Annotated in this window: 16 protein-coding genes; 13 read left to right on the top strand and 3 right to left on the bottom strand. The window is 66.3% G+C overall.

Annotated elements, in window-relative coordinates; genetic code table 11:
• The first annotated feature begins 20 nt into the window (after positions 1 to 20).
• The 5 genes from J4D28_RS27420 (at position 21) to J4D28_RS27400 (ending at position 6,743) form a co-directional block, all read left to right on the top strand.
• Complete coding sequence (locus tag J4D28_RS27420) at positions 21 to 1,286, top strand: MFS transporter (protein WP_103331542.1); 1,266 nt, start codon at positions 21 to 23, stop codon at positions 1,284 to 1,286.
• Positions 1,283 to 2,347 carry a 2,3-butanediol dehydrogenase gene (locus J4D28_RS27415; RefSeq protein WP_103331543.1) on the top strand — a complete coding sequence of 355 codons (1,065 nt, stop codon included), beginning with the start codon at positions 1,283 to 1,285 and terminating at the stop codon, positions 2,345 to 2,347. Before J4D28_RS27420 ends, J4D28_RS27415 begins: the two co-directional genes overlap by 4 nt.
• A 168-nt stretch (positions 2,348 to 2,515) precedes the next feature.
• Complete coding sequence (locus tag J4D28_RS27410) at positions 2,516 to 3,817, top strand: carbohydrate porin (protein WP_103331544.1); 1,302 nt, start codon at positions 2,516 to 2,518, stop codon at positions 3,815 to 3,817.
• Between the two features lie 32 nt (positions 3,818 to 3,849).
• Positions 3,850 to 5,529, top strand: coding sequence for a GMC family oxidoreductase (locus J4D28_RS27405; protein ID WP_103331545.1), 1,680 nt, complete (start codon positions 3,850 to 3,852; stop codon positions 5,527 to 5,529).
• A 239-nt stretch (positions 5,530 to 5,768) separates the two neighbouring features.
• A complete protein-coding gene (locus J4D28_RS27400; protein ID WP_103331546.1) occupies positions 5,769 to 6,743 on the top strand; it encodes a bifunctional helix-turn-helix transcriptional regulator/GNAT family N-acetyltransferase in 975 nt (324 codons plus the stop codon).
• 6 nt (positions 6,744 to 6,749) lie between these two features.
• Here J4D28_RS27400 and J4D28_RS27395 read toward each other — a convergent pair whose 3' ends face one another.
• Both J4D28_RS27395 and hpaA read right to left on the bottom strand, forming a co-directional pair.
• Positions 6,750 to 7,844, bottom strand: coding sequence for a DUF1176 domain-containing protein (locus J4D28_RS27395; RefSeq protein ID WP_103331547.1), 1,095 nt, complete (start codon positions 7,842 to 7,844; stop codon positions 6,750 to 6,752).
• Between the two features lie 71 nt (positions 7,845 to 7,915).
• Complete coding sequence (hpaA, locus tag J4D28_RS27390; RefSeq protein ID WP_038632821.1) at positions 7,916 to 8,827, bottom strand: 4-hydroxyphenylacetate catabolism regulatory protein HpaA; 912 nt, start codon at positions 8,825 to 8,827, stop codon at positions 7,916 to 7,918.
• 224 nt (positions 8,828 to 9,051) lie between these two features.
• Here hpaA and J4D28_RS27385 point away from each other — a divergent pair, with 224 nt between their 5' ends.
• The 8 genes from J4D28_RS27385 to hpaI all read left to right on the top strand — a co-directional run bounded on the left by J4D28_RS27385 (position 9,052) and on the right by hpaI (position 16,593).
• Entirely contained in the window at positions 9,052 to 9,735 is a 684-nt protein-coding gene (locus tag J4D28_RS27385) for a fumarylacetoacetate hydrolase family protein (protein ID WP_053269214.1), read from the top strand.
• Between the two features lie 9 nt (positions 9,736 to 9,744).
• On the top strand, positions 9,745 to 10,545 hold the full coding sequence (locus tag J4D28_RS27380) for a fumarylacetoacetate hydrolase family protein (protein ID WP_016702470.1): 801 nt from the start codon (positions 9,745 to 9,747) through the stop codon (positions 10,543 to 10,545).
• Positions 10,546 to 12,006 carry a 5-carboxymethyl-2-hydroxymuconate semialdehyde dehydrogenase gene (gene hpaE / locus J4D28_RS27375; RefSeq protein WP_009049316.1) on the top strand — a complete coding sequence of 487 codons (1,461 nt, stop codon included), beginning with the start codon at positions 10,546 to 10,548 and terminating at the stop codon, positions 12,004 to 12,006.
• Between the two features lie 155 nt (positions 12,007 to 12,161).
• Entirely contained in the window at positions 12,162 to 13,019 is an 858-nt protein-coding gene (gene hpaD, locus J4D28_RS27370; RefSeq protein WP_103331548.1) for a 3,4-dihydroxyphenylacetate 2,3-dioxygenase, read from the top strand.
• A 90-nt stretch (positions 13,020 to 13,109) separates the two neighbouring features.
• The gene (locus J4D28_RS27365; RefSeq protein WP_009049318.1) at positions 13,110 to 13,499 is read left to right on the top strand and encodes a 5-carboxymethyl-2-hydroxymuconate Delta-isomerase; all 390 of its coding nucleotides are present in this window, start codon (positions 13,110 to 13,112) and stop codon (positions 13,497 to 13,499) included.
• Between the two features lie 168 nt (positions 13,500 to 13,667).
• Positions 13,668 to 14,975, top strand: coding sequence for an MFS transporter (locus tag J4D28_RS27360; RefSeq protein WP_103331549.1), 1,308 nt, complete (start codon positions 13,668 to 13,670; stop codon positions 14,973 to 14,975).
• Between the two features lie 2 nt (positions 14,976 to 14,977).
• Positions 14,978 to 15,781 (top strand): 2-oxo-hept-4-ene-1,7-dioate hydratase, encoded by an 804-nt coding sequence (hpaH, locus tag J4D28_RS27355; protein WP_053269215.1) that lies wholly within the window; start codon positions 14,978 to 14,980, stop codon positions 15,779 to 15,781.
• Between the two features lie 11 nt (positions 15,782 to 15,792).
• Positions 15,793 to 16,593 carry a 4-hydroxy-2-oxoheptanedioate aldolase gene (gene hpaI / locus J4D28_RS27350; protein WP_053269216.1) on the top strand — a complete coding sequence of 267 codons (801 nt, stop codon included), beginning with the start codon at positions 15,793 to 15,795 and terminating at the stop codon, positions 16,591 to 16,593.
• Positions 16,594 to 16,745: 152 nt separating this feature from the next.
• Here hpaI and J4D28_RS27345 read toward each other — a convergent pair whose 3' ends face one another.
• Positions 16,746 to 17,888, bottom strand: coding sequence for a glycerate kinase (locus J4D28_RS27345; RefSeq protein WP_103331550.1), 1,143 nt, complete (start codon positions 17,886 to 17,888; stop codon positions 16,746 to 16,748).
• Positions 17,889 to 18,024: the final 136 nt, after the last annotated feature.

Below are 18,024 nucleotides of genomic sequence, written 5' to 3'. Positions count from 1 at the left end.
CCCTCCCGCGGAGAACGACCATGGCTTACAACAACAATAAAGCCGGTTATGAGAACATCCTGCTGGGCGTGCTGTTCCTGACGTTCGGTTTCGTCTTTTTCGATCGCCTGGCCCTGGCCTTCCTGTTTCCGTTCATGGCCGACGAGCTGCAACTGAGCAACAGCCACCTGGGCATGCTGTCGTCGGTCCTGGCCCTGGCCTGGGCGGTGTCCGGCGCGCTGGTCGGGGCCTGGTCGGACCGGCGTGGCAAGCGCAAGCCGCTGCTGATCGTCGCGGTAATCCTGTTTTCCCTGTGCTCGGCGCTGTCGGGGCTGGTCACCGGCTTTCTCAGCCTGCTGCTGTTCCGCGGCATCATGGGCCTGGCCGAAGGGCCGATCCTGCCGCTCTCGCAATCGCTGATGGTGGAGGCCTCCTCACCCCATCGCCGGGGCCTGAACATGGGCCTGCTGCAAGGCTCGGCGGCCGGGCTGCTGGGCGCGGTGATCGGCCCGCCGGTGCTGATCGGCCTGGCCGAGGCCTACGGCTGGCGCCATGCCTTTATCGTCTCGCTGATTCCCGGGCTGCTGATCGCCCTGCTGATCTGGCGCTACGTGCGCAACGACGCGCCGGCGCCAGCAACCACCAGCGACAACGACAAAGCACCGGTCAATCGCCTGGCCCTGCTGAAAAGCCGCAACATCGTGCTCTGCACCCTGATCAGTTGCGTGTTCCTCACCTGGTTCGTGATCCTCATTTCCTTCACCCCGACCTTCCTGGTCAAGGTCCGCGGCTACAGCCCGGCGAGCATGGGCACGGTGATGAGTTGCCTGGGCGGCGCCTGGGTGCTGTGGGGCTTCGGCGTGGCGGCGATTTCCGACCGCTTCGGCCGGCGCCCGACCCTGGTGCTGTTCTCGCTGATCGCCGCCTGCTGCCCGATCGCCCTGCTCTACGCCAACAGCCCGCTGCTGATGGGCGTGCTGATGCTGCTGACCTACACCGGCCTTGGCTGCTTCACCCTGTTCATGGCGACCATCCCGGCGGAAACCGTGCCCCGGGAAGTCATGGCCACCGCCCTGGGCATGATCATGGGCATCGGCGAGCTGGTGGGCGGCTTCGTCTCGCCGACCATCGCCGGCTTCGCCGCCGACCGTTTCGGCCTGTCCATCGTCATGTGGATCTCCTGTGGTGGCGCCCTGCTGGCCGCGCTGCTGGCGCTGTTCCTCAAGGAAACCGCGCCGGCGGTCCTCGCGCGCGGGCGCCGCGCCGAACCTTCCCCGTCTTCCGCCCTGCAAGGAAACCAGCCATGAAAGCATTACGTTGGCATGCCGCCCGCGACCTGCGCCTGAGCGATCTGCAACTGCCACAGCCCGGCCCGGGCGAGGTGCTGGTCCAGGTGGCCTACTGCGGCATCTGCGGCAGCGACCTGCACGAATACGCCGACGGCCCGCACTCGATTCCGCAACAGCAGCCCCACCCGCTGTCCGGTTGCCGCGCGCCGCTGACCCTCGGCCACGAATTCTGCGGCCAGGTGTTGGCGGTGGGCACAGGCGTCGACCGGGTGCGGGTCGGCAGCCGGGTGGCGGTGGAACCGGAGTATCGCTGCGGCGATTGCCAGTACTGCCGCGCCGGCCAGTACAACCTCTGCCAGTCCATGGGTTTTATCGGCCTGATGGGCGACGGCGGTTTCGCCGAGCAGGTGTTGGTGCCGGCCTACATGCTGCACCCGCTGCCGGATTCGGTGAGCTTCAAGCAGGCCGCTGTGCTGGAGCCGGCGGCGGTGGCCTTTCACGCGCTGAACCAGAGCAGCCTGCTGGCCGGCGACAGCTGCGTGGTGTTCGGTCTCGGCCCCATCGGCCTGCTGCTGATCCTGCTGGCCCGGCTGCGTGGCGTGGAGCGGATCTTCGCCGTGGACATCAGCCCGGAACGCCGGCGGCTGGCCCGCGACTTCGGCGCCCAGGAAGTGCTCGATGGCCACGCCGCCGACCTGTCGCAACGCCTGCACGAACTGAGCGGCGGTGGCGTCGACACCGCCTTCGAGGCCGCCGGCAGCCAGCAGACCCTGAGCCTGGCCCTGCATGCCCTGCGCAAGGGCGGCGAGGTGGTGCTGGTGGGTTTGATGGGCGAGGTCAGCGTCGATGCCTTCCACTTGGTCAATAACGAACTGCGCCTGCTCGGCAGCGTGGGTTATCGCAATGCCTACCCGCCGCTGATCGAGCTGCTGGCCAGCGGCCGCCTGGACCTGACCCGCGCGGTGACCCGCTGCGTGACCCTGGACCAGGCCGTGGAGCATGGCTTCGAAGCCCTGCTGCGGGACAAGAGCCAGATCAAGGTGCTGGTCAACCCCAACCCCGAACTGGCCAAGGCGTGACCCTGTAGCCGCTGCCGCAGGCTGCGATCGAGGACGCAGTCCTCGCCAGCACCATCGGCAGCCTCCTGGTAACCCGTTGGCGAACGCTGCGCGTCCGATCGCAGCCTTCGGCAGCGGCTACAGACCTGAACAACTCATTACAAAAACAACAAGAAACGAGTACCGACCATGAAAAGCACTCCCCTGCTGTGCCCGCTGCTGGCGGCGGTCCTGTTCACCCCTTTATGCCAGGCCCAGACTCCGGCACCCAGCCGCGAAGGTCCGCTGGCCGGGCTCGGCGAGCAACTGGCCGGCTACGGCATCCGACCCCATGTGCAGTTCTGGAGCCTGTCGATGAACAACCTCGACACCGGTCCGCGGGAACACAGCTTCGGCAACAGCGGCGACCTGTTCGTCGGCGCCGACTTCGACCTCGATACCCTCGCCGGCCTCGAAGGCGCGGCCGTTCATTTCGAGGAAACCTTCTTCATCCTCGACACCGCCACCGGCCAGCCGACCTCGCGCAACTGGCAAGGCGCCGCCGGCAGCTATTTCGCCGGCGCGCCGATCCACAACGACATCACCAGCAACCAGCTGAGCCTGCTGACCTACCAGCAGACCTGGCTCGACGGCCAAGTCGACATGAGCCTGGGGCGCACCAACGCCCGGCGCTACTTCTATATCTACAACTGCGAAACCGTGGTCACCTGCAACGACCCGATCATCGATTCGTCCACCGGCATCCTGCCGCCGCCCTACGGCAGCTGGGGCGGCTACCTGAAGTACCAGCCGACGCCGGGCTTGTATGTGCATGCCGGCGCCTTCGAATCGAACCCGGTGGACTACCTGAAAAAACGCAAGGGCCTGGACTTCAGCACCGACGACGCCAGCGGCACCAGCCTGCTGCTGGGCATCGGCAGCAAGCACGACGGTGCCTATAGCGCCCACTACGAACTCAACGGCTACTACAACACCTCCAGGCAGTACGACCCGCTGACCGGCGCCAGCGAGCACGGCACCGGCGGCGCCTTCTTCAAGTTCCAGCAAGGTTTCTGGCGGGCCGACGGCGGCCAGGGCACCGCGCCCCAGGCCCTGCTGGCGTTCGGTTCGCTGTCCCTGGCCGCCGACGACAAGCAGCCCTTCAGCCACTTCGCCGAAATCGGTCTGACTTACCTGGCGCCCTTCGACCGGCCCCAGGACAAGCTCAACCTCAAGGCCAGCTACCTGCGCCTCAACGACCACCAGTTGCGCTTCCAGCAACAGGCGCGGATCGTCAACGGCGGCGACCCCAGCCTGGGCGAACGCAATGTCTACGCCATCGAGGCCAACGGCCACTTCGCCCTGACCCGGCACCTGGCCCTCGAGCCCAGCGTGCAGTACCTGATCAACCCGGACAATTTCTACAACCCCGAGGCCCGCGAGCTCAGCGGCAACGGTTTTGTCGTCGGCCTGCAAGTCATGTACGACGTCGGCGCGGCGCTGGGGTTGTGAACCTGCTTCTCACTGCCAACGAGGTATCTCCCATGACTGACTCTGCCCCGCGTTCGTTCGACTACATCGTGGTCGGGGCCGGCTCGGCCGGTTGCGTGCTGGCCAACCGGCTGTCCGCCGATCCGCAGCTCAGCGTCTGCCTGATCGAAGCCGGCCCCAGCGACCGCAGCCTGTTCCCCGGCGCCTATGTGCGCACCCCGGCGGGCATCATCCGGCTGATCGCCAACCCGAGGTGGAACTGGATGCACCAGTTCAGCGCCCAGGCCGCCAGCGGCGACCGTCCGATCCCCTGCCCCCGCGGCCGGCTCTGGGGCGGCTCCAGCGCGATCAACGGCATGATCTACATCCGCGGCCACCGCAGCGACTACGACCGCTGGGCCGCGGCCGGCAACCAGGGCTGGAGCTACGACGAACTGCTGCCGTACTTCCTGCGCTCGGAGCACTTCGAGCCCGGCGCCTCGCCCTGGCATGGGCAAGGCGGCGAACTCAACGTCGCCGCGCAACGCAGCCCGAGCCCGATCAATGAGGTGTTCTACCAGGCCGCCCAGGAACTGGGCTGGCGCTACAACCCGGACTTCAACGGCGAGGAGCAGGAAGGCTACGGCCCCTTCCATGTCACCCAGATCAACGGCGAACGTTGCAGCGCCGCGCGGGCCTTCCTGCACCCGGCGCTGCCGCGGCCCAACCTCAGCGTATTGAGCTCGACCCTGACCCACCGCGTGCTGCTGGACGGCAACCGCGCCTGCGGCGTCGAGGTCAGCCAGGACGGCGCGGTGTTCCAGCTCCAGGCCCGGCGCGAAGTGATCCTCAGCGCCGGGGCGATCAACTCGCCGCAGGTGCTGCTGCTCTCCGGCATCGGCCCGGCCGCCGAGCTGGAGCGCCATGGCATCGCCCAGCGCCATGAACTGCCGGGGGTTGGCCACAACCTGCAGGACCATCAGGACGTGGTGCTGATGTACCGCTGCGACAGCGAGCTGACCTACGGTGTGTCGGCCAAGGGCCTGCTGCCCCTGGCCCGTTCGCCCTGGCAGTACCTGAGCCGGCGCAGCGGTCCGCTGACTTCCAATACCGTGGAGTCCGGCGCTTTCCTGCGCCTGCAGGCCGAGGACGCCGCGCCGGAACTGGGCCTGATCGTCGCCCCGGCGCTGAAGAACCAGCCCCAGCGCCTGGTGCCGCTGGGTCATGGCGTCAGCCTGCACATCGCCGTGATGCACCCGCAAAGCCGTGGCCAGGTCCGGCTCAATTCCGCCGATCCCCATGACAAGCCCATCATCGACAGCAACTTCCTCAGCCACCCGGAGGACCTGCGCAAGCTGGTGGCGGGCGTGCGCCTGGTGCGCCAGCTGGCGGCGAGCCAGGCGTTCGCCCGGCGCCTCAAGGGCGAGCTGGTGCCCGGCCCGCACGTCGAGAGCCAGGCGCAGATCGAGCAATGGATTCGCGACAGCCTGGGCACCGTGTTCCACCCGGTCGGCACCTGCAAGATGGGCCTCGACGAACAGGCGGTGGTCGACGACCAGTTGCGGGTCCACGGCGTACAGGGCCTGCGGGTGGCCGACGCATCGATCATGCCGAGCCTGACCACCGGCAATACCAATGCGGCGGCGATCATGATCGGCGAAAAGGCCGCGGACCTGGTGCTGGGTAAGGCGCCGCTGAGCATTCAGGTTCCCGCTCGTCTGGAGGAACAGGCATCCACGCTGGCCATTGGCTGAAAGACGGCCACTTGTAGGAGCGAAGCTTGCTCGCGATGGACTTGAGAGCGCCGCGTTTAGCCAGTCGGTACGCGTTATCGTTAACGATCATCGCGAGCAATCGAGCGTCGACCGGCTGCTCCTACAGGGGATCACCTGCACTCGACTGATCGGTGTTGACCCAGAGGCCCGCGTCCCTATGGATTTTGCTGCAGCCTGAACATATAGTTGTATCGAACAACTATATATGGAGCCTCGCCATGTCCTCCCCGTCGCCGCTGGTGGATCAGGTCCGTAACGAATCGCGCAAACTGGTGCGCGAGCTGGGCTTCATGGGCGCTACCCTGGCCGGCTCCGACCTTGCGCCTTCGGCGGTGCATGCGCTGATCGAGCTCGATCTGTACGCCCCGCTCACCGCCGCCCAGTTGGGCAAGAGCCTGAACCTGGAAAAGTCCTCGGTCAGCCGCCTGCTGGCCAAGCTCATCGAACGCGGCGATATCCAGGAAAGCCCCAGCCCCAGCGATGCCCGGGAAAAATTGTTGGGCCTGACCGCCAGCGGACGCAAACAGGTCGCCGCTATCCATGCCTTTGGCAGCGCCCAGGTGCAACAGGCGCTGCGCTTGCTTGCGCCGCGCGAGCAAAGCCAGGTGGTCGCCGGACTGCGCAGTTATGGCCAGGCGCTGCAGGCTTGCCGCCTGGGCCAGGCGCAGATCGCCGCGGCAATCCCTAGCGTGCAGCGTGGCTATCGGCCGGGCATGATCGGCCGCATCACCGAGCTGCATGCACACTACTACTCACGCCTGGTGGGTTTCGGGCAGTTCTTTGAACAGCGCGTCGCGGCCGGTCTGGCGGAGTTCAGCGAGCGCCTGGACCACCCGGATAACGGCATCTGGCTGGCGGTGCTGGACGAGCAGATCGTCGGTTCGATCGCCATCGATCTCGGCGGCGCCCCGGACCACAAGCAGGCCGACAAGAGTGCCCATCTGCGCTGGTTTATCCTCGACGAGGCGGCCCGTGGCACCGGCACCGGCCGCCTGCTGCTCAAGACGGCGCTGGAGCATTGCGACCGGGTGGGGGCAACCTCCTGCTACCTGTGGACCTTCAGCGGCCTGGACGCCGCCCGGCATCTGTATGAAGCCTTCGGCTTCCAGCTGGTGGAGGAACAGCCGGCGGCGCAATGGGGCAAGACCGTGCTGGAACAGAAGTTCGAGCGCCGCCATCCAGGCCTGGCCTGAAACGCCTCAGCGGTTGGCCGGCGGTGCGATGTTCCACAGCCGCGGCCAGTCTTCCGAGGACAGGCCGTTGCAAGTCGGCATCTGCCGGTAATCGCTGAGCTGGAAGCTTTCGCCGTCGAACAGCCAGCGCCCGCTTTCACCGCAGTCGCCAATGCCGCGGGCCAGATAGAAGGTGCTCAGCACCCCGGTCTTGGGGTCGTAGTGGGCGCCGCCCGAACCGTCCGCGTTGTTCATGGGCACGGCTTGCCGGCGCAGCGCCTCGAGCTTCGGCGGATTGCTGCGCGACCAGCTGCTGATCAGGTAGTCGCAGTTGTAGGCCGCGCACTCGCTCAGCACCACCGTCAACGCCCGTTGCGCGGTCAGCGGATAGACCTCGACCTGGGGCTCGGCCACATAGTCTTCATCGTCGTTGGGCGTACCCGGCGTGGCGAGCTTCACGGCGGCCGCCGAGATCCGCGTGCGTTCCGCCTCCGTCAGTTCCGGAGCCCCCGGATAAGCCCGCAGCTGGGCCGGCAGCGGCCGCGCCGGCACCTCGCTGGCCGGACGCTGGCCTGGCCGCCACAGCGCCGTCACGCCATCGACCCGGCCCTGCACCGAGTCCATCAGCAGCAGCGCCGCCGACAGACCGGACAACGGCACCCGGGCCTCGTCGTCTCCCGCCAGCTTCAGTTCTTCGGCATTGCGCAGGCGTTCCAGCCACTGGCGGGCCCGGATCGGGTCGGCGATTTCATAGCGGGTGACCTGGGTCTGCGCACCCTTCTTCTCCGGCAACAGCACCAGGGCATCCAGCAGTTGCGGCTCCAGCGCCTGGCCGTCGAGGCGCAAGGCCGACAGCTCGGCGGGTTCGCCGCGCTGGTCCAGGCGTATCTCCAGCGGACCGTCGGGGCCGGCGCGACGCTGGATATGCAGGGTCAGGCTGCTGTACTGCACGCCGTGTTCGCCGTTGGGCGCGCTCAGGGCGTGGCAGCCGCGCAGGTTATCGCAGCCGGTAATCCATTCCTTGGTCTGGCGCAGCAAGGGCACCTTTTCCGCGGCGTTCTGCGCCAGCGCCTGGGCGGCGCTGGTCGTCAGCAAAAGGACCATCAGGGTGCGCTGCAACATGGGACTTTCCTTGTCGGGTAAAGGCGCCGATTGTCCCACGCAGCGCCCCTGCCCTCCCAGTTTTTTTGCCTTCAGGACCAGGGTTTCGCCGCGCCCTGGCGCGCCCGGTATTCCCCCGGCGTCATCTTCGCGTAGCGCTGGAAAAACCGGCTGAAATACGCCGGGTCCTTGAACCCCAGCTGGTAGCAGATTTCGTTCACCGAGCTGGCGGTGAACAGCAGCAGGCGCTTGGACTCCTGCATCAGCCGCTCGTACACCAGGCGTTTCGACGGCAGGTCGGCGATACGCCGGCAGACATCGTTGAGGCGCGCCTCGGTGACGCCGATCTGCCCGGCATAGCGCGACAGCGGCCAATGCTCCAGGTACTGGGCTTCGATCAGTTCGTTGAAGCGATGGAAGATCTGCAGGTCTTCGTGCCGCGCCGGGCGCGCCTTGAGGGAATTGGCCGAGAGCCTGAGCAGGCTGATCAGGATCAAGCGGGTCAGGGCTTCCAGCGCCGGCGCATGCCCGGCGCCCTGCCCGGTGACTTCCTCCTGCAACTCATCGAACAGCAACGCCAGGCGCCGCGCCTCGCCGGCGAATCCCGGGTCCAGGCGCGCCAGGGCCACGCAGGCCGGTGCCACCTGGGGGCCGCTGGCCAGACGGCTGTCGGCTTCGATCAGCTCCCACACCAGTTGCTGGCGCACGGTCAGCACGTGGCCTTCGCTGTCGGCCTCGGTGACGAAGGAATGGGCAATGGTTGGTGGCGTGAGGAAAAACATCGGCCCCGATTCCAGGTACTGCTGGTCGTCGAGGTAAACCCGCACCGCGCCGCTTTTCACATAGTGCACCTGGAAAAACCGGTCGTGGCGGTGCACCGGCATGTTGCGGCCGAAGAACCCGGCCAGGTTGCTCAGCTTGTCGTAATGCACCTGCGAGTCGGCGTAACGCTGGTCGTAGACCTGGCCGATGTTGATGTTGGGGATCGGCTGGCGATCGCTCATGGTGGCGTGTCTCTTTTTTTGCTCGCGGCGCTTTCTATTTCGCCGCAGCGCTTTTTTATTTTTACCCGCGGCAAGCGCCCACATCCTGCGTGATTCGCGGCCTGTTCACCAGTACTCGGCAAACGGGTCAGGGTCGGCGCTTGACGATCGTTAACATATTAAATATAACGTTAACACATTAACGAAATCACCTCATCTTCCGCGATGCTCAGGAGAAAACCACAATGAGCCGTGCACTGCATGAAGTCGCCACCGGCACCCTGTTCGGCGTCGCGCTGAACTATCAGGGCCTGTTGCGCAGCCACCTGGAATCCTTCACCCAGCCGCCCTACCAGAAGCCACCGGTCAAGCCGGTGCTGTTCATCAAGACCCCCAACACCCGCAACGTCCACGGCGGCGCCGTGATCTATCCGCAGGGTGTCGAGCGCCTGCAACCGGGCCCGGCGCTGGGCGTGGTGATCGGCAAGCGCACAAGCCGGGTCAGCGTGGAAAACGCCCTGCAGCATGTGGCCGGCTACACCATCGTCAACGAATTCAGCCTGCCGGAAGACAGCTACTACCGCCCCGCCGTCAAGGCCAAGTGCCGTGACGGTTTCTGCGCCTTCGGCCCGGAACTGGTGCCGGTGGCCCAGGTGCGCGATCCCCATGAGCTGGAACTGAAGCTGTGGGTCAACGGCGAACTGCTGCAACGCAACAGCACCGCCAACCTGGTGCGCGGCATTCCCCAGCTGATCGCCGAAATCAGCGAGTTCATGACCCTGCACGAGGGCGACGTGCTGATCACCGGCACCCCCGAAGGTCGGGTCGACGTCAAGCCGGGCGACCGCATCGAAGTGGAGATCAGCGGCCTGGGCCGTCTCGCCAATCACGTTGTTGCCGAAAAAACCGCCGAAGCAGCCGCCGAATAAGGAGCCGCCATGAAACACGCCCGCATCCGTTATCAAGGCCAGGTCCACGACGTGCTGGTCAACGCGCCCAACAGCGTGAAACTGGCCGATGGCCGTGTGCTCGCCGAGGATCAGGTCGAGTGGCTGCCCCCGGCCACCGGCAGCATGTTCGCCCTGGGCCTGAACTACGCCGACCACGCCGCCGAACTGGCCTTCAAGCCGCCGACCGAGCCGCTGGTGTTCATCAAGTCCCCCGGCACCTACACCGGCCACAACCAGGTCACCTGGCGCCCGGACAACGTCGCCTACATGCACTACGAGTGCGAACTGGTGGCGGTGATCGGCAAGACCGCGCGCAACGTCAAGCGCGAGGATGCCCTGGACTACCTGGCCGGCTACACGGTTTGCAACGACTACGCGATCCGCGACTACCTGGAAAACTACTACCGGCCCAACCTGCGGGTGAAAAACCGCGACGCCACCACCCCGGTCGGGCCATGGATAGTAGACGTCGCTGACGTGCCCGAACCGAACCGGCTGAAGCTGCGCACCTGGGTCAACGGCGAGCTGCGCCAGGAAGGCACTACCGCCGACATGATCTTCGACATTCCCTACCTGATCGAATACCTCTCCAGCTTCATGACCCTGCAACCCGGCGACATGATCGCCACCGGCACCCCCGAAGGCCTGTCCGACGTGGTGCCCGGCGATGAGGTGGTGGTGGAAGTCGAAGGCGTCGGCCGGCTGGTCAACCGCATCGTCAGCGAGGCGGAGTTCTTCAGGATCAAGGCACAACACGACACGCAACTGGCGGCCAAGGAGCACGCATAAATGATCAAGCACTGGATCAACGGCCGCGAGGTCGAAAGCCAAGACACTTTCGTCAACTACAACCCAGCCACCGGCGAAGCCATCGGTGAAGTGGCCAGCGGCGGTGCCGGGGAAATCGCCCAGGCGGTCGCGGCCGCCAAGGATGCCTTTCCGAAATGGGCCAATACTCCGGCGAAAGAACGGGCACGGCTGATGCGCAAGCTGGGCGAGCTGATCGACCAGAACGTGCCGCACCTGGCGGAGCTGGAAACCCTCGACACCGGCCTGCCGATCCACCAGACCAAAAACGTCCTGATCCCCCGCGCCTCGCACAACTTCGACTTCTTCGCCGAGGTCTGCACCCGCATGGATGGCCACAGCTATCCGGTGGACGACCAGATGCTCAACTACACCCTGTACCAGCCGGTCGGCGTCTGCGCCCTGGTGTCGCCGTGGAACGTACCGTTCATGACCGCCACCTGGAAGACCGCGCCGTGCCTGGCGCTGGGCAACACGGCGGTGCTGAAGATGTCCGAGCTGTCGCCGCTGACCGCCAACGAACTGGGGCGCCTGGCGGTCGAAGCCGGCATTCCCAATGGTGTGCTGAACATCGTCCAGGGCTACGGCGCCACCGCCGGCGATGCCCTGGTACGGCATCCGGATGTGCGGGCGATTTCCTTCACCGGCGGCACCGCCACCGGCAAGAAGATCATGCAGACCGCCGGGTTGAAAAAGTACTCCATGGAGCTGGGCGGCAAGTCGCCGGTGCTGATCTTCGAAGACGCCGACCTGCAGCGCGCCCTGGACGCCGCGCTGTTCACCATCTTCTCGCTCAACGGCGAACGCTGCACCGCCGGCAGCCGGATCTTCATCCAGGAAAGCGTCTACCCGCAGTTCGTCGCCGAGTTCGCCGCCCGCGCCAAGCGGCTGATCGTCGGTGATCCGACCGATCCCAAGACCCAGGTCGGCTCAATGATCACCCAGGCCCACTACGACAAGGTCACCGGCTATATCCGCATCGGCATCGAGGAAGGCGCCACCCTGCTCGCCGGTGGCCTGGAGCGTCCGGCCAACCTGCCGGCACACCTCGCCCGTGGCCAGTTCATCCAGCCGACGGTGTTCGCCGATGTGAACAACAAGATGCGCATCGCCCAGGAAGAGATCTTCGGCCCGGTGGTCTGCCTGATCCCGTTCAAGGACGAGGCCGAGGCCCTGCAACTGGCCAACGACACCGAGTACGGGCTGGCCTCTTACATCTGGACCCAGGACATCGGCAAGGCCCATCGCCTGGCCCGTGGCATCGAGGCCGGCATGGTGTTCATCAACAGCCAGAACGTGCGCGACCTGCGCCAGCCGTTCGGCGGGGTCAAGGGCTCCGGCACCGGCCGCGAAGGCGGCGAGTACAGCTTCGAGGTGTTTGCCGAGATCAAGAACATCTGTATCTCCATGGGCAGCCACCACATCCCGCGCTGGGGCGTGTAAGGTTGAAAAATCCGCTGTAGCCGTGGCCGCGGGCCGCGATCCGGCGCCTTGTTCACAGTCGATCGAGGTGTCCCGGTTACGACTGCTACGCAGTCGATCGCAGCCTTCGGCAGCGGCTACAAGATCGAACAATAAGATGTTTCAGGAGAAGCACCATGGGCGAAGTCGTCATGGCCGCCAAGGTCTGCCACGTTCCATCGATGTATCTGTCCGAACTGCCGGGCAAGCACCACGGCTGTCGCGAAGCGGCGATCGCCGGGCACAAGGAAATCGCCCGTCGCGCCCGTGAACGGGGGGCCGACACCGCGGTGGTGTTCGACGTGCACTGGCTGGTCAACAGCGGTTACCACATCAACTGCGGCGAGCACTTCAAGGGCACCTACACCAGCAACGAACTGCCGCACTTCATCAAGAACATGGACTACGACTACAGCGGCTGCCCGGTGCTGGGCGAGCTGATTGCCGCCGAAGCCAATGCCGCCGATGTGCGCACCCTCGCCCACAACATCCCCAGCCTGGAGCTGGAATACGGCACCCTGGTGCCGATGCGCTACATGCACATGGACGTACCGCCGGAGCAGCATTTCCAAGTGATTTCCATCGCCGCCTGGTGTGCCTGGCACAAGCTCGAAGACAGCTTCACCTTCGGCGCCGCGGTGCGCCGGGCCATCGAAAAGAGCGACCGCAAGGTCCTGGTGCTGGCCTCCGGCTCGCTATCGCACCGCTTCTCCGACGACCGCGAGGCCGAAGCCAACATCCATAACTGGACCCGCGAATTCGACAAGCAGGTGGACCTGCGAGTGGTCGAACTGTGGCAACAGGGGCGCTTCCGCGAGTTCTGCTCGATGCTCCCGGACTACGCCGAACACTGCTTCGGCGAAGGCCGGATGCACGACACCGCCATGCTCCTGGGCCTGCTCGGCGGCCCCGAATACAACCGGCCGGCGGAGATTGTCACCGCGCCTTTCGGCAGCTCCGGCACCGGCCAGATCAACGCCATTTTTGAGATATGAAGCAGCGGCAAGCCGCAAGCTACAAGCCACAAGAGAACCCTCTTGCCGCTTGCAGCTTGCGGCTTGTAGCTGCCTCCAAAGGAGGCCCCCATGCCGCATTTCATCGCCGAATACACCGACAACATCGAGCAGGCCGCCGACCTGCCGGGGCTGTTCGAGAAGGTCCACGACTACCTCGGGGCCAGCGGCGTGTTCCCGCTCGGCGGCATCCGCAGCCGCGGCGTGCGCCTGGACACCTGGCGCATGGCCGACGGCAAGCACGACTACGCCTTCGTCCATATGCGCCTGCAGGTCGGCGCCGGGCGCGACCTGGCGACCAGACGCAAGGTCGCCGAGGGTTTGTTCGAGATCATCAAGGCGCACTTCGCCGAGCTCCAGGCCCAGCGCCTGCTGGCGCTGTCGTTCGAGATGAGCGAATTGGATGCCGAGCTGAACTTCAAGCACAACAACGTGCATGAGTTTCTCAAGCGCCAAGCGTGACCTGTGACCTGTAGCCGCTGCCGCAGGCTGCGATCGGCTTGGGCGGCACTTCCGACGAAGCAGTCGTGCTCTTGAGATTGCTGGAAGCCCCTTCGGGGCTTATCGCAGCCTGCGGCAGCGGCTAAAGGTCCGAGCCCTATCGACAAGAACAATAAAAGAGACCCACCCATGTCCAGCTCGACCCTTGCCCTGCCCAGCGCCGCGGAGACGTCCGACACCTATCGGCGGATCACCTGGCGGCTGATGCCCCTGCTGTTCACCTGCTACATCTTCGCCCACCTGGACCGCATCAATATCGGCTTCGCCAAGCTGCAGATGACCCAGGACCTGGGCTTCAGCGACAGCGTCTACGGTTTTGGCGCCGGCCTGTTCTTCATCGCCTACGCGCTGTTCGGCGTGCCCAGCAACCTGGCCCTGGACCGGGTCGGGCCGCGCCGCTGGATCGCCAGCCTGATGGTGGTCTGGGGCCTGCTGTCCAGCGCCATGCTGCTGGTGGACAGCGCCGCCGGCTTCTACCTGTTGCGCTTTCTGCTGGGGGTGGCCGAGGCCGGTTTTTTCCCCGGCATCCTGGTGCTGCTCAATCGCTGGTTCCCGTCCAGCCGCCGGGGTCAGGTGACCGCGCTGTTCGCCATCGCCGTGCCCATGGCCGGGGTGATCGGCGGGCCGCTGTCGGGCTGGATTCTCGAAAGTTTCCACGACCTGGGCGGGATGCGTGGCTGGCAATGGATGTTCCTGATCGAAGGCCTGCCGGTGGTCCTGCTTGGCCTGGTGGTGCTCAAGGCGCTGCCGGAAAGCATCGACAGCGTCGGCTGGCTGAGCGACCAACAAAAGCAGCAACTGCACGCGGCCCTGAGCCAGGAAGAACAGCACAAGCCGATCACCCGCTTCGCCGGCATCCTCCAGGACAGGCACATCTGGCTGCTGGTGTGCATCTATTTCGCGGTGATGCTGGCGGTCAACACCATCGCCTTCTGGATGCCCACCCTGATCCACCACGCCGGCATCGCCCGCGACAGCCGCGTCGGCCTGCTCAGCGCCCTGCCGTACCTGGCCGGCTGCCTGTTCATGATCGGCGTCGGCCGTTCTTCCGACCGCCTGCGCGAACGGCGCTGGCACCTGAGCGTGCCGCTGCTGATGTCCAGCGTCGGCCTGATCGTCGCCGGCCTGGCCCCGGACAATGCCTGGCTGGTGATGGCCGGGCTGCTGGTGGCCGGCATGGGCGCCAGCGCCGCGCTGCCAATGTTCTGGCAACTGCCGCCGGCCTTTCTCGCCAGCAACACCCAGGCCGCGGGGATCGCCCTGATCAGCTCCTTCGGCAGCATCGCCGCCTTCCTCGCGCCCTACCTGATCGGCGTGGTCCGCGACGCCACCCAGAGCGCCAGCCTCGCCCTGTATGCCCTGGCCCTGCTGATCGCCGGCGGCGCCTGGCTGGTGCTGCGGGTGCCGGCCCTTATCGTCAATCCCCAGGAGAAGTAACCATGCTCAGCACTTCGGATATCCAGCAGACCGCCGCCCGCCTCGACGCCGCCGAACGCAACCGGGAACAGATCCCCCAGCTGTCGCTGGAGTTTCCCGAGATAACCATCGAGGACGCCTACGCCATCCAGCGCAGTTGGGTGGAACACAAGATCCGCGCCGGGCGCAAGCTGGTCGGGCACAAGATCGGCCTGACCTCGCGGGCCATGCAGGTGTCGTCGAACATCAGCGAGCCGGACTTCGGTGCCCTGCTGGACGACATGCTGTTCGAGGAAGGCAGCGACATTCCCTTCCAGCGCTTTATCGTGCCGCGGGTCGAGGTGGAGCTGGCGTTCATCCTCGGCAAGCCGCTCAAGGGCCCGAATTGCACGCTGTTCGATGTGCTCGACGCCACCGAGTGGGTGATCCCGGCCCTGGAGATCATCGACGCGCGCATCCAGCAGGTCGACCCGCGGACCCAGGCCACGCGCAAGGTGTTCGACACCATCTCCGATAACGCCGCCAACGCCGGGGTGGTCATGGGCGGCCGCGCGGTGCGCCCTGGCGATATCGACCTGCGCAAGGTGCCCGCGGTGCTGTACCGCAACGGGGTGATCGAGGAATCCGGGGTATCCGCCGCGGTGCTCAACCACCCGGCCAAGGGCGTGGCCTGGCTGGCCAACAAGCTGGCGGCCTACGACGTCGACCTGGAAGCCGGGCAGATCATCCTCGGCGGCTCCTTCACCCGCCCGGTGGCCGCCCGCCCCGGCGACACCTTCCACGTCGACTACGACCAGCTCGGCAGCATTGCCTGCCGTTTTGTCTGAGGAGCACGCTCATGCAACTGCCGATCAATCATTTCAAGCAACGCCTGCGGCAAGACGCGCCGCAGATCGGCCTGTGGCTGGGCCTGGCCAATGCCTATTGCGCGGAGCTGGCGGCCAACGCCGGTTTCGACTGGCTGCTGCTGGACGGCGAACACGCGCCCAACGACCTCAACAGCCTGCTCGGCCAGTTGCAGGCCATCGCGCCCTACCCGGTGCAAGGCATCATTCGCCCGCCGGTGGGCGACACCGCGCTGATCAAGCAACTGCTGGATATCGGCGCCCAGACCCTGCTGATCCCCATGGTGGAAAGCGTCGAGCAGGCCCGACAGCTGGTGCGCGCCATGCGTTATCCGCCGGCGGGCATCCGTGGCGTCGGCAGCGCCCTGGCCCGGGCCTCGCGCTGGAACAGCATCCCCGGCTACCTGGACCAGGCCGATGAGCAGATGTGCCTGCTGCTGCAGATCGAGAACCTCGAAGGCCTGGCCAACCTGGATGCCATCACCGCCCTGGACGGGGTCGATGGTGTGTTTATCGGCCCGGCCGACCTCTCGGCGGCCATGGGCCATCGCGGCAACCCGGGGCATCCCGAGGTGGTCGCGGCGATCGAGGACGCCATCGCGCGGATCCGCAAGGCCGGCAAGGCGGCCGGAATCCTCAGTGCCGACCGCACATTGGCGCAGCGCTATATCGAACTGGGGGCGAACTTCGTCGCGGTGGGGGTGGACACCACAGTGCTGATGAAGGGGCTGCAGGGATTGCTGGGGCAGTACAAGGAAGTGGCGGCGCCTACCTCGGGTGGTGGGGTTTACTGAAGTTCTGTGGGCGATCCCTGACGGCGCGGGGTGTCAGGTAGAGCTGATCGCGGGCAAGCCTCGCTCCTACAGAAGCCTGTGTCGATCCGCGAAATGGGGAGGACACAATCCTGTAGGAGCGGCCGGTCGACGCTCGATTGCCCGCGATGGCCTCAGCCCTGGCGCGCCGCCAGGCGCCAGACCCGGGCGATATCCGCGGCCCTGTCCCGCAGCAAGCGCGGCGCTTCGGCGCAGGCCTGCTCCAGGGTCATGGGACCGGCGGCCAGGGCAAAGGCCGCATCCACGCCGTGCTCATACATCTGCTCGTAGCCTTCGCCCAGGGTCCCGGCGATCACGATCACCGGCACATTGTGCTGCTTGGCGATGCGCGCCACGCCAAAGGGGGTCTTGCCGCGCAGGGTCTGGGCGTCGAAGCGACCTTCGCCGGTAATCACCAGGTCCGCGCCCTGCACGGCCTCGGCCAGCCCCACCAGCTCCGCCACCACTTCCACCCCCGGACGAAACCGCGCGCCGAGGAAGGCCTTGGCGGCGAACCCCAGGCCACCGGCGGCACCGCTGCCCGGCTCGTCGCGCACGTCCTTGCCCAGCACCCGCGCGGCCTGGTCGGCGAACTGGCCGAGGGCGCGGTCCAGCTGTTCGACCTGCTGCGGCGACGCGCCCTTTTGCGGACTGAAAATCGCCGAGGCGCCGTGAGGGCCACAGAGAGGATTGTTGACGTCGGCGGCGATCTCGAAACGCACCTCGGCCAGCCGTGGGTCGAGGTTGCTCAGATCGACCCGCGCCACCCGCGCCAGGGCCAGGCCTCCCAGCGGCAAGGCCTGGCCATCGCCATCCAGCAGGCGCACGCCCAGCGCCTGCAAGGCACCGCTGCCGGCGTCGTTGGTGGCGCTGCCGCCGATGGCCAGGATCACCCGCCGCGCGCCGGCATCCAGGGCCGCGCGGATCAACTCGCCGGTGCCGATGGTGCTGCTGGTGCAGGCATCGCGCTGGCCCGGCGGCACCAGTTGCAGACCACTGGCCTCGGCCATTTCGATGATCGCGGTCTGGCTCTGCGGCAGCCAGCCCCAGCGCGCGTCCACCGGTGCCCCCAGCGGCCCCTGGACCCGGGTGGTGCGCAACTGGCCCTCGCAGGCATCGAGGATCGACTCCACGGTGCCCTCGCCGCCGTCCGCCATCGGACGCTGGATCAGCTGCGCGTCCGGCCACACCCGCGCCAGCCCGTCGGCGATGGCGCTGGCCACGCCAGAGGCACTCAGGCTGTCCTTGAAGGAGTCGGGGGCGATGATGATTTTCATGGGCTATCTCCGGTTCTTATGGCGCCCATGCTGCCAGTTGGCCGCGACCTTGACCCCGGTCGGCTGCACAAGTGTGGGGCGGCTTTATTGTTCATTGTCACAATCATAGGAGCGAAGCCGCGAAAACCGGCGCCCA

The sequence above is a fragment of the Pseudomonas sp. GW531-T4 genome, from assembly GCF_017349615.1.
In the GTDB taxonomy this organism is placed as follows: Bacteria; Pseudomonadota; Gammaproteobacteria; order Pseudomonadales; family Pseudomonadaceae; genus Aquipseudomonas; species Aquipseudomonas chlororaphis_I.
The sequence above is the reverse complement of the archived record's forward strand: the minus strand, read 5'-3'. Positions and strand labels throughout refer to the sequence as shown.

Coding starts and splice junctions, on each gene's coding strand:
- J4D28_RS27420 (WP_103331542.1), top strand. CDS start 21: ATGGCTTACAACAACAATAAAGCCGGTTATGAGAACATCCTGCTGGGC.
- J4D28_RS27410 (WP_103331544.1), top strand. CDS start 2,516: ATGAAAAGCACTCCCCTGCTGTGCCCGCTGCTGGCGGCGGTCCTGTTC.
- hpaE (WP_009049316.1), top strand. CDS start 10,546: ATGATCAAGCACTGGATCAACGGCCGCGAGGTCGAAAGCCAAGACACT.
- J4D28_RS27405 (WP_103331545.1), top strand. CDS start 3,850: ATGACTGACTCTGCCCCGCGTTCGTTCGACTACATCGTGGTCGGGGCC.
- hpaD (WP_103331548.1), top strand. CDS start 12,162: ATGGGCGAAGTCGTCATGGCCGCCAAGGTCTGCCACGTTCCATCGATG.
- J4D28_RS27385 (WP_053269214.1), top strand. CDS start 9,052: ATGAGCCGTGCACTGCATGAAGTCGCCACCGGCACCCTGTTCGGCGTC.
- J4D28_RS27400 (WP_103331546.1), top strand. CDS start 5,769: ATGTCCTCCCCGTCGCCGCTGGTGGATCAGGTCCGTAACGAATCGCGC.
- J4D28_RS27395 (WP_103331547.1), bottom strand. CDS start 7,844: ATGTTGCAGCGCACCCTGATGGTCCTTTTGCTGACGACCAGCGCCGCC.
- J4D28_RS27360 (WP_103331549.1), top strand. CDS start 13,668: ATGTCCAGCTCGACCCTTGCCCTGCCCAGCGCCGCGGAGACGTCCGAC.
- J4D28_RS27415 (WP_103331543.1), top strand. CDS start 1,283: ATGAAAGCATTACGTTGGCATGCCGCCCGCGACCTGCGCCTGAGCGAT.
- hpaA (WP_038632821.1), bottom strand. CDS start 8,827: ATGAGCGATCGCCAGCCGATCCCCAACATCAACATCGGCCAGGTCTAC.
- hpaH (WP_053269215.1), top strand. CDS start 14,978: ATGCTCAGCACTTCGGATATCCAGCAGACCGCCGCCCGCCTCGACGCC.
- J4D28_RS27380 (WP_016702470.1), top strand. CDS start 9,745: ATGAAACACGCCCGCATCCGTTATCAAGGCCAGGTCCACGACGTGCTG.
- J4D28_RS27345 (WP_103331550.1), bottom strand. CDS start 17,888: ATGAAAATCATCATCGCCCCCGACTCCTTCAAGGACAGCCTGAGTGCC.
- J4D28_RS27365 (WP_009049318.1), top strand. CDS start 13,110: ATGCCGCATTTCATCGCCGAATACACCGACAACATCGAGCAGGCCGCC.
- hpaI (WP_053269216.1), top strand. CDS start 15,793: ATGCAACTGCCGATCAATCATTTCAAGCAACGCCTGCGGCAAGACGCG.